Origin of the sequence: Halorubrum vacuolatum (assembly GCF_900188065.1) — an archaeon.
Taxonomy (GTDB): domain Archaea; phylum Halobacteriota; class Halobacteria; order Halobacteriales; family Haloferacaceae; genus Halorubrum; species Halorubrum vacuolatum.
The window spans coordinates 1-9897 of record NZ_FZNQ01000042.1 but is presented as its reverse complement, the minus strand read 5'-3'; the positions used below and the strand labels follow the sequence as shown (position 1 = coordinate 9897).

Genomic DNA, 9897 nt, shown 5'->3' with positions numbered 1-9897 from the left:
TCTCAAACTGTTTCAGCAACGCCGAAGCAGAAACTGCAAACGAGTGGTTGAGATCATTCGCCTTCGCATGGAATCAGCTTATCTGAACACTACCCTCCTCGGAGGGAACGTAGCTTTCAGGCACCGAGTTCAACCGGAGCATCCGCGCGAGTTCTTTGGCGTCAACGCGGTCGGTTTTCTTGTCGGTATCTGCGATCTGGTTGATCTTTTTGGGATGAGCAACGGTCACATCCAAGTGCTCGGACAGCGTATCGTGGATGTGGTAGTAGTTGGAGGTCGCCTCAAGCACGGCTTGTGCGCCGGCGTACCGCTGGGCGAGGTCGTCGAGGTTCGCGTTCTCGACGCGAACCTCTTCGACGATCTTCCCAGCCTCATCCATCACTGCCACCTGTGCGTACCGTTTGTGGACGTCGATTCCGAGGTACATAGCTTGTTCACCCGGGACGCCAGTGCGTGAAGCAGAGATTCACCTATTCGGGCTTTCCCGGATGCCGCGCCGCGCGGCATCCGGGCTGTCACGCCCATGACTCGGCTTCTTTCGCACACGGACCAGTCAGCACGACGTGCTCTGTGGCACGGAATACAGGTCGGTCTCTTGCGCCCCATGTCTTGTGTCACGCTCTCATGGAGTAGCAGCGTTTCCATCGAGTCAGCACCGACCTCGTGTCAGTTCTAGAGGGTTTCAACAAAGCCGGTGATATCATTCATTATGAGAACTTCCAAGAGATACCACTGGCCGATTTCAACGCTACTCTCTACCTCCACCAGAACACCGTGGCGACGACAGAGGGCTGACTTCAAGCTGACGCAGTTCTTGCTGTAGAACGCCGCTGATCACCGACTCAGGACCAATTTGGGGTATCCCTACCTACTATCCACGACGACTGGCGCTCCGTCATCCTTGAGCCGCGAACCGGCATTGAGCACGACGTTGGCGTCACCGAGTGGCTCCCTAACTGGATCGAGCGCATTCGCATGGAACGCCTGAGCGACGTCGTCCCCGGTATGGGGCCGTCGACCACCGGCAAGCTCTACGCCAAGTTCGGAGATCTCGCATCGATTCAGAATGCCGATGAGGACGATGTCCTCGACGTCTCCCGATTCCTGAAGCCCGAGTCGGTTAAGACGCTCAGGGGCGTCTGAACCAACGGGGCTGTTGGCATGGTTCGCGCAGATGCGTAAATGGTAGATATGACTGACCTACAAGACGAATACGATCGGAAGGTGAACAGGATGCTCCCGCAAGTCGCCGCCGCTGTCGGCGGGTGGCCGATACGCTTTGACCATTGCTTCGGGCGCGTGGTGCTCGACAACGTCTTCGAGGACGAATGGTACGGCCATGTGGAGAGCCCGGCGTACAAGAACCTCAGCGAGGCCCAGATACGGGAGGCCATCGAGATCGCTGACCGAATGCTCCAGGAGGGACGCCCCGCCGTCGAAGAGCTGAACGACAAATCGCTGGAGTACCGAGGCAAGCTCTGACGCAAAATCATCAGTAACTTTACATACGATACCTGCGTCTATTCTAACACGGGAACTCAAAACCCCGCTACCGGAGTCGAGGAATGGCTCGATACGAACGACCTCGAACGCGACGATTTCGGCAATCTTGCAGGCCGATACGGAAGCGAGATTGAGCTGAACGATAGCGGGCGGGTGGTCGTCAGCATGGACGGTGGTATGCCGCTCCAGGGTGAACTCGAAGAAGTCGACGTCGACCACCTTCGCGACGGGAACACCGCGCTATACTTACCGACGAGCATCCAGAAAGACTACCCCACTGACTCGTCGCCACCGCCCGCAACACTCGAGCTCGCGAACGACGTAAGCCGGCTGCTGTCGTCATACCTCACCAACCGCTGGAAAGACAGTGACGCACTCTTCCCCAGCCGCTCGTCGGACCGAATCACAACCGAAGGCGTGCGAAACGTCGTCAAGAAACTCGCCACCGAAGCTGGTGTTCGTCCGTACCTGCTCGACGGGTCACGAGGAGAACCGGAGCAAGTAACACCACACACACTTCGCCACAGTGTCGCCTATCGCATGACGACTGCTGAAGACGGAAACGAACTCTACGACGTCCGCAATCGACTTCGACACCGCTCGATCACGACCACTGAGCAAGTCTACGACCACATTCGTCGCCGGTGAGCGACAAACTTCCCACGGTGAATCCTAGAAACCGCCACGCAGGAAACCATTATCTGGCTCACAACTACTGCTTAGTCTCAGTATAATTATTTACTACGAACAAAGTACCTTTTATGTCTCCAGATATTACCATCAAATACGAATCAAACAAGCATGAAATCGGATCAGATATATACAAGTACACGAGTTCCGCGGGAAAGAACGAAAGAAGTGGCACGAGAAGAAGAGACGGAGGAACTGTTCCCAGACAGTGAACCGGTTGAAGTGGCGCGGCTCTCACCCATTGTGGAGTAGGCCCGGTCTGATTAAAAATTCGGTCGCGTCGCAAAGTCGTTTAGACTTTGCTCGTCAGCGTCGAAAACGGCTGTAGGACCTGTCATGGTCTTAAATTTCTGTACACTCGGTGCACGCAGTTCTGGGAGCGTTCAATATAAAGGGGCGCTCAGTACGGCGCTAAACTTTGAACGGCGACGCGATCAAAACGTCGTCAATCTCATCTCGATTAAGATTTCTCATGTCTCAATTCCCGTCGCCGGTCTGTGTCCCACTGTTCAAACAGTCCATACTCGGTCATCGTGGTCATGCCTGCGATAGCGGCCCGAAGGCTGAGTCCGACCAACGGGATGCCAGCCACAGTAATTATTGCGTCAGCCTGAATCACTGCACCATCCCGTAGTAGCACGTCGACGAGTTCAACTACAGCATGGGTATCATTTTTTACTGGTTTCATATGCTCATCCTAGTTCTGGTGAGAATGTATACGGTGCCCATGGGCCAGTAAATCGGATCTCAATCCCATCACGCTCAACAAACTCATCTAGTTGGTCTCCCAGCGCGGTTTCTTGGGATTCATCAGCGAGCACTGCTACCCGGGTGATACGTTCTTTATTTTCTGGAACGGTATCGTCTTGTAAACTGGACTGCGACTCCTGCTCAACAATTTCTTCAACCAGAGGTGATATGTTCTCAAGCAACTCCTCTTTGAGTTCCGATTGTCGATCCTGTTTTAATTCACGCAGCCTATTATCGTACTTTTTTTCCAACAAAAACCGCTTTCCAGCAGCAGAGTCTTGCTGCTGTTGCTGAAGTCGCTGTAATTCTGCGTCCTCCGTTTTAATTTGTTTTTCAAATTTTGAGGGAACGGAGAACAGGTGAACTCGGTATTCACTCCGGTTTTTGAGTCTGGATAACTCTTCCTGTAATCTGTCGTAGTGTGATTCTATCCATCGCTTAACGCTACTGTCCCCTCCTTCAAAGATTGTGTCGAACCGTATGGGAAGGGGCGTTCCGTATGACTGATTTGCTTCGTCGACGACACGTTGGTGTGCCAGTAACCACTGTTTCAACTGAGTGAGGTCATCAGTATCATAAAGCTCTTCGCAGTGGTGGACAATTGCGCCAATATCTCTGTGCTCGATAATCGTAATCTCACTATCTCCGATACCAGTGACAGCTATTTGTTCCGACTGGTCAGTAATATGGACTAGGCAGTAGACATATCGTCCGTTGGAAATCGGTTCTGTATGCTTTTCTTCCGGTGCTTGCTCAATTCTCTCTGCCGGCGAGTCCGAGTCAGTCATCTGTTCTGAGCTGTACGATAGCGTCTCGTACCACGTGGTTGAGATCGGTTTTGAATGACTCTACACCCTCCACGATCTCCTGTTCCTGTTTCAGTTTCTCCAGCTCGCACTCCAGAGCATGCAGGTGCTGGCCCAATTGCTCTATCTCCTCTTCGGAGAGGTCTCCTGATTCCATTCGACGAACCGCTTCCTGTTCAAGCGCTTCAAGTAACAACTCAACAACGGTGACCACAAGTGCGGTGAGACCGCCGGTTACGTCTTCCGCATTCTCATCAACCGCTATTTCCATGGTTACTCACCATCTTGAGACGACGTTTGCTCCTCTTTGGCGGACTGGTTTACTGATTGGTGTGGAGCCTCTTTGGGGTCTTCCGGTGAGGGCTGCACGGAGTTCTCCGACGAGTGGTCCGCTTTTGACTGAACTCGTTCCATGTCCGTACCGGTCGGGAACTCGAGGCCGTATTCAGCTGCGGTCTCGAAGGAGGCGATTGCTGCCCGTAACTCTATTCCAAGAAGTTCGGTGTCGCCCACGCTCACAGCAATGTCGGCGTTAACGACAACTCCTTTGTCGAGCAGTAGCTCAAGCGTTTCCGCGAGGTCGCCCTGTGCACGAGTAGGTTTCGGGTCACCCATCTTCGTCCTCTATTTCTGTGGAAAGAGCAGAATCTCCGTCCTGATCTGATGGCTGGTTGTCACCGGAATCAGTCGATGTTGCTCTGTGCAGTCGGAGTCCGTAAAGCCGTTCTCGTGCTGGGACCTTACTGTATTTGGGCTTCGATGGCACCGCAGAGTGGGAGTTCCGTGCGGCGTTCTGCGCGTTTGTTTTCTGCGGGGGGACCGTTGAGTGCGCGGTTGGATTCCGTGACTCCCGGTCGGTTTTGTTGTCTTCCGATTGTTCTCTATTTTGCTCTCGGCGCTGCTCTAGCCTCTTCCGCTGCTGAAGTAACTTTCGTCGAGCTTTGTCTCGGTTATTTTTTGCCTTCTGGACAGCATGCCTTGCCTTTAATTTGTGTCGGGTTTTATTATGCGTCATCATTTTCACCTTGGGGTTCGGAAGAGCCCTTGAGCCTGATTTCAAGTACGTTGTTGTTGTATTCCATTTGCTCAATTTCCGTTATCTGTTCTCCAAACTCGAGTCGTTTTAGCACTCGGTCTTTGTGCTTTATGATGATAGCTGGAACACCAGTCTCTAGATCGACGTCAAGACTTTTCTCATCGACACTGGGGAGGTCGGCAAGTACTGTGACACCGCCGTCATCACGGTCGCGTACCTCAACCCGAGGGACCGATTCCAACTCATCAACATCGATATCGTCTGGATCTGGAAGGTCTACCGTCTCGGGATCTCGGGACGAACTTCCCAACCCAATAGATATATCATACCCATAATCGACACGTGCAGAGCCGTGATCTAATTGCCCTTGGTCTTGGATGCGTCCTCGTTCATTTGCCTCAATTTCTGCGAGTGCTTCGATGAGTGCCTCCAACTGGGTGAACAGCCCGCCGGACCCGGACAGCACATCATCGGGCGTCTCATCTGATTCATCGTTGCTATCGTCTGGTGTCATTAGCGTTTTACCTCAATGCGGGAGCCAAGTTGTGCTTGGATCTGTTCGGCGACTTCGAGTTGTGCCTCAAGTTCTTGTTTCCGGGTTTGATACTCCTCCTCTGACCGCTCTCCGATTTCGTAGAGCAGGCGATTTTCCTTGATGTTGTCTCTTATTTCGCTAGTGTCATACATTTCATCTAGAGCCATCGTCTGTAGGATATCGAGTAGCGAGAAAAACGGTCTAATCAACAAATCGTCAATCAGGAACATGGTTTATCAGCCTCTTTGCTGTTCAGCACCGATGTGTATGTCCAAGAAGTTGTATGGAGCCCACGGACCCGTGTATTTCACCGTCACCTCATCACCATACTGTGCTTCGATGTCATCGATTGTGTCGTCAAACGCACTCCGTCGATCACGCTCAACTAGGTACGATTTGTTGATAAGGAGGCGGTCAGAGAACAGATCGTTTTCCGTCTCGTTCACACTTAGTTCTGAGAGTTGAGCCGTGACATCTGACTTGATGTTTTCCGAGGACACGGTCTGTTCAGATGCGGAAATAATCTTCACGCCGAGTTCAACCTTCCCTTCAACGTCATTTAGCGCTTTTCGCAGGGCTGCGCGGGCACCTCGCAGGACTCGCTTAAGCGCACGTTTATTTTTGAAAGCCATGCCGAAGCTCATCGGCACGACCGTTCTACCACCGTCATATTCCATAACCTCCCGTAACACATCGTTGTGTGCCTGTACGTCTTCGTCTGTCCGCTCAGGATCGGTCGTATCGATGTCCGACACGACCGCGGAAATTGTTCGATAGTCGACGGTGTAAATCTGCTCAGCTCCGCCAACCCCAGTTGTTTCTATTTCGATGTCTTCCTGCCTGATTACTCCGTAGGTGTAGATGTTATCGCCCATCTCTATCACTCCCCGGTAAACTTACCGTGCGTGCTACGATTGCTTCCGATCGTTTAACAAACTTTGTAGGCCGTCCACTGTTCCTCCTAAATATCGGCACAGCCGACATGTCGGTAGTCATAGCTCCTCCTTCATTTCTCCTCGTCGATAGCGTTCAACTAATTCATAGCCGGTCGCCTCTCCGCTCTGGTCAAGCGTAATCTCGTACCGCCCGATAATGTCTTGGGTATTTGGAACAGCGCTCCGTTCGACGACTTCTACCACCGCACGCCACGTGTCATCGTTCTTTCTTTCCGCTTTGATGACGCCCTCCAGTTCATGTTGAAGAAAGTCATTCGCTGCTTCCCGAGCGCGATCTTGAGCCTCACTCAGGCCAATGATCTCATCCGGCGCTCCATCATCTGAACCGTCGGTACGGGCTTGCGTGGGATTTCTTTTATCCGTGTCTGTTCGTCGCTCGCCAATACTAGTCTCTCCGTCCATGTCTTCTTGTGGTATGCTGTTGGACTCTGTTGTGTCTTTGGGAGCCATATGCTCTACTAGGTTCTCGGCTCAAGAAATACTTACTTCGGTTTCCTGAATAGTGTCCTCGATATCTCTGTGCAGTGCTTCAACTTCACTATACTCGGAGACCTTTGAAGTGAGAACATCAACACAGATTTCTGCCAACTCCGCCTGAGTTGGATCTTCTACTACGCTAACACCTTCTCCGATCATGATCGCCGCACGGGTGCCGACAGTGATATCGAGTCGCTCCCGGAACTCACGAATTAGGGTCACTATTTCGGTGATCCTGTCATCAGATAGTTCATCTTCGTCAAGATGTGTGCGGAGAATCTCCGCTTCTGTCTCCGCATCATAGAAGTCCATGTATATTCCAATCAGCCTGTCCAGAAGTGCGTCCTGAGGCTTGTGAACTCCCGCATACTCCACGGAGTTCGACGTCAAGATTGCCCGAAATTCGGGGTGGACATCCACATATCGGCTCTCTCCATGCTGTCCCGGAAGTTCAAGAACGCCTTCCTCAAACACGGACAGAAGGACGTTGTTTGCAATCGGCTTTGTCCGAGAAAACTCATTATACACCAGCGTTGCTCCTTCCTTAGCTGCGATTGTGAGGGGGTTATCTACCCATCGATCCCGTACGACTTCTTTGCTTTTGAGAACATTATGGATGTATTTATCATGTTCCGAGATCTTTTCTTTCTCTGCATAATCGCCGATGAGATCACTTGTCGTCAGATCCGCATCACCGTTAATCCACACAACCGGTCTGTCGCGCTCACGGGCGATATACATCGCTAATGCGGTTTTCCCGCAGCCGGTAGGGCCAATCAAGTGGGTCGGACGTCCTGCTTTGAGCCAACGCTCTACCCGGTGACGGAGTCGGTTAACCTCATCAGTCTCAATAAATGCATGCTCGTCTGGAATGAATGTCGTATCTAGTGCACGGTCTTCCGCGCCCTGTTGCGACTGCCCTTTACTCGCTTTCTGTTTTTCGAGTCGATCAATCTCTTTTTGTTCCTGTCGTCGACTCTTTTGTTGTTTCTCTTTCCGCGAGGCTCGGATCTTCGACCCACGAACTTTTCGGTTATGTGAACGATCACTCATTGCTAAAATCACTCATCTCCGTCGCTTGTTTGGGCACGCTTGATGAGCTTTTCTAGGTGCTGTTTCGAGATGGTAGTCTCCTCAGCAAGAGTCTCGGCATCGCCTGTGGCTAAATCATCAACCGTCAGAATGCCAGCGTCTTGCAACTGATTCTCATATGTTTGCCCGATTCCTTGAACCGACTGTAACTCTTGTTCAAGTTCTGGCTCGGCGTCAGTACCCTTGTCCTCCACCGGTTCCGTGATTCCCTCTTCATCTTCCTCCTCTTCATCAGAGCTAGGGTCCGTCGATTCCTCCTCTTCCTGTTCCGATAACTCACTGTCGGACGGAACTTCCGACGTGGATTGTTGTTCGTTTTCGACATCCACCGAACCAGTGGACGCCCCTCCGTCTTCGATTTCTACTTCGACTCCCCCCCCGTCTGGAGATTCATCGACTTCGTGTTCTGCCGGTGCGGAAGCGCCGTCCGGTTCGGCATCCTCAACTGATTCTGCCGTGTCCTCGACTTCGCTATCGAGAGAATTTTCTTCGGTACTAACTTCGGCAGTAGATGAGGATTGCTCCTCGACCACCTTACCCGATCTTGGGTCTTCGGTCTTTTCGACATCCCCCGCTGGCTGTCCCCCGCTGTCATCGTGCCCGCCAAAGAAAGTCTCTACATATTCATGGAAGTCATCTTCCGTGGCAGCAAACTCCGCACGAGTCGCTTCGATGTCGTTTTCAAGCTCATCTATTGCTGCCAATACTGCCTGCACCTCTTGACGGTGGAACTTATCACGATACTCTTCGAATGCGGCAGTGGTGTCTTCAAAACTAGCGCGTGTATCGTCAACCTCGCCATTGAATTCATCAGCGTACCGACCGAACTCATCAGCTACGTCACTAAACCGCTGTTCGAGTTCCTCTATGGCAATCAGTAATCCCCGAACGTCCTGCTCATGGAACTCGTCACGATACTCACTGAATTCAGCAGCGGTGATTTCAAACGCAGCTCGTTGGTCATCAACCTTGGAGTTGAATTCGTCGACAGATTGTTCGAAGTCCTCAGCATATTGATCGAACGCGGCTGTAACGTTTGCGAACCGCGCGCGTAGTTCATCAACAGCGGCCAGTAATGCTCCAACTTTCTCACGGTGGAACTTGTCGCTGTATTCTTCGAACGCCGCAGCGGTGTTTTCGAAGGCGATGCGCTGATCGCTCACTTCGGCGTTGAATTCATCAACAGCCTCTCCGAAATCGCCGGCGTACTGATCGAACACATCTTCCACCTCAACGAACTGCTGTTGAAGTTCACCGATTGCCGTCAGCAACGCTTGCACGTCCTGTTGGTGAAAACTCTCCCGGTATTCCTCAAAAGCTACAGCTGTCTCTGCAAATGCATCTTGCTGTTCAGCGATCTCAGCATTGAGGCGGTTGACATCCCCGTCGAACTCTTCACTGTAAGATTCGAATACCGCCGATGACTGTTGCATCTCTTCTCTGAACGCGGCGATCGATGCAACTTGACTGCTTGTATCTTGCTTTTGCTCAACATCATCTGCAAAGGATGCAGCGTACTCAGTGAACGCACGCTGGACCTCAACAAACTCTTTACTTTTCGCGACCATTTCTTCTTTTTTCTCATTAACACTCATAATTTTTGACGGTTATGTGCTCTGATCCTGTTAAAAACGTGGTAATCAGGTGTTTCGCCGGCCTATTCCCCAGCTACGCTCCGGCTGTTACGCCTCGGGCGTCGGTGCTGCCTCAGCACCGGCGGTTAACTCGGCTTGTTCGATCTTTGCAATCTCCTCTGCGTAGTGGAGGAAGGTGTCGACCGACGCGGCAACCACTCTTGCCTCAACGGTCAGAATTTCGATTCCGACCAGTGACAGTCGAGCGTAAACGTCGACAACGACGCCTTTGTCAAGTACACGATCCAGCACTTCTGCCAAGCTTGATGAGTCTGGCTGCGCCATAGCGCGATTAGAAATATCACGGGGATATAATAGTCTTTTCGGTACTTCACGAATGACGTAATCGGTCAGATTGAATCGTCGAATTAACCACGAGAAAGTGTCTGGTTCTGGATGTGTTTGAGATCCCTGAACC

General features: G+C 51.9%; 15 protein-coding genes and 2 pseudogenes. 4 read left to right on the top strand and 13 right to left on the bottom strand.

Translation table 11 applies throughout. From position 1 onward, the window contains the following. A pseudogene (locus CHB65_RS17170) lies at positions 1 to 86 on the top strand (IS6 family transposase); the annotation flags it as partial. Positions 87 to 94: 8 nt separating this feature from the next. Here the strand turns inward: CHB65_RS17170 and CHB65_RS16380 are convergent. Beyond that, positions 95 to 427 (bottom strand): annotated as a pseudogene (locus CHB65_RS16380) (IS110 family transposase); the annotation flags it as partial. Positions 428 to 975: 548 nt separating this feature from the next. Here CHB65_RS16380 and CHB65_RS17580 point away from each other — a divergent pair. The 3 genes from CHB65_RS17580 to CHB65_RS16370 all read left to right on the top strand — a co-directional run bounded on the left by CHB65_RS17580 (position 976) and on the right by CHB65_RS16370 (position 2151). Further along, positions 976 to 1143 (top strand): hypothetical protein, encoded by a 168-nt coding sequence (locus CHB65_RS17580; RefSeq protein WP_179213710.1) that lies wholly within the window; start codon positions 976 to 978, stop codon positions 1141 to 1143. A 48-nt stretch (positions 1144 to 1191) separates the two neighbouring features. Next, positions 1192 to 1482, top strand: coding sequence for a hypothetical protein (locus CHB65_RS16375; protein ID WP_245810016.1), 291 nt, complete (start codon positions 1192 to 1194; stop codon positions 1480 to 1482). A gap of 150 nt (positions 1483 to 1632) precedes the next feature. Continuing rightward, the gene (locus tag CHB65_RS16370) at positions 1633 to 2151 is read left to right on the top strand and encodes a tyrosine-type recombinase/integrase (RefSeq protein WP_394335424.1); all 519 of its coding nucleotides are present in this window, start codon (positions 1633 to 1635) and stop codon (positions 2149 to 2151) included. A 502-nt stretch (positions 2152 to 2653) separates the two neighbouring features. Here CHB65_RS16370 and gvpM read toward each other — a convergent pair. From gvpM to gvpA, 12 genes are all read right to left on the bottom strand, one after another. Then, entirely contained in the window at positions 2654 to 2881 is a 228-nt protein-coding gene (gvpM, locus tag CHB65_RS16365; RefSeq protein WP_089386084.1) for a gas vesicle protein GvpM, read from the bottom strand. Between the two features lie 4 nt (positions 2882 to 2885). Next, positions 2886 to 3731, bottom strand: coding sequence for a gas vesicle protein GvpL (gene gvpL, locus CHB65_RS16360; protein WP_089386083.1), 846 nt, complete (start codon positions 3729 to 3731; stop codon positions 2886 to 2888). Further along, positions 3724 to 4020 (bottom strand): gas vesicle protein GvpK, encoded by a 297-nt coding sequence (gene gvpK / locus CHB65_RS16355; protein ID WP_089386082.1) that lies wholly within the window; start codon positions 4018 to 4020, stop codon positions 3724 to 3726. Before gvpK ends, gvpL begins: the two co-directional genes overlap by 8 nt. 2 nt (positions 4021 to 4022) lie before the next feature. Further along, positions 4023 to 4364, bottom strand: a complete 342-nt coding sequence (gene gvpJ / locus CHB65_RS18045) for a gas vesicle protein GvpJ (protein WP_394335423.1) — start codon at positions 4362 to 4364, stop codon at positions 4023 to 4025. Then, complete coding sequence (locus tag CHB65_RS16345; protein ID WP_089386081.1) at positions 4357 to 4767, bottom strand: hypothetical protein; 411 nt, start codon at positions 4765 to 4767, stop codon at positions 4357 to 4359. The genes gvpJ and CHB65_RS16345 overlap by 8 nt, the downstream gene beginning before the upstream one ends. Further along, positions 4754 to 5299 carry a gas vesicle protein GvpH gene (gvpH, locus tag CHB65_RS16340; RefSeq protein ID WP_089386080.1) on the bottom strand — a complete coding sequence of 182 codons (546 nt, stop codon included), beginning with the start codon at positions 5297 to 5299 and terminating at the stop codon, positions 4754 to 4756. Before gvpH ends, CHB65_RS16345 begins: the two co-directional genes overlap by 14 nt. Further along, a complete protein-coding gene (gene gvpG / locus CHB65_RS16335) occupies positions 5299 to 5550 on the bottom strand; it encodes a gas vesicle protein GvpG (RefSeq protein WP_089386079.1) in 252 nt (83 codons plus the stop codon). Before gvpG ends, gvpH begins: the two co-directional genes overlap by 1 nt. 6 nt (positions 5551 to 5556) lie before the next feature. Then, a complete protein-coding gene (gene gvpF, locus CHB65_RS16330) occupies positions 5557 to 6195 on the bottom strand; it encodes a gas vesicle protein GvpF (RefSeq protein WP_089386078.1) in 639 nt (212 codons plus the stop codon). Positions 6196 to 6312: 117 nt separating this feature from the next. After that, positions 6313 to 6726, bottom strand: a complete 414-nt coding sequence (locus CHB65_RS16325; protein ID WP_089386077.1) for a gas vesicle protein GvpO — start codon at positions 6724 to 6726, stop codon at positions 6313 to 6315. A 21-nt stretch (positions 6727 to 6747) separates the two neighbouring features. After that, complete coding sequence (gene gvpN, locus CHB65_RS16320) at positions 6748 to 7806, bottom strand: gas vesicle protein GvpN (RefSeq protein WP_089386076.1); 1059 nt, start codon at positions 7804 to 7806, stop codon at positions 6748 to 6750. Between the two features lie 8 nt (positions 7807 to 7814). Then, positions 7815 to 9440: a helix-hairpin-helix domain-containing protein gene (locus CHB65_RS16315; protein WP_089386075.1), complete on the bottom strand. Its 1626-nt coding sequence runs from the start codon at positions 9438 to 9440 to the stop codon at positions 7815 to 7817. Between the two features lie 87 nt (positions 9441 to 9527). After that, positions 9528 to 9764 carry a gas vesicle protein GvpA gene (gvpA, locus tag CHB65_RS16310; RefSeq protein ID WP_089386074.1) on the bottom strand — a complete coding sequence of 79 codons (237 nt, stop codon included), beginning with the start codon at positions 9762 to 9764 and terminating at the stop codon, positions 9528 to 9530. Positions 9765 to 9897: the final 133 nt, after the last annotated feature.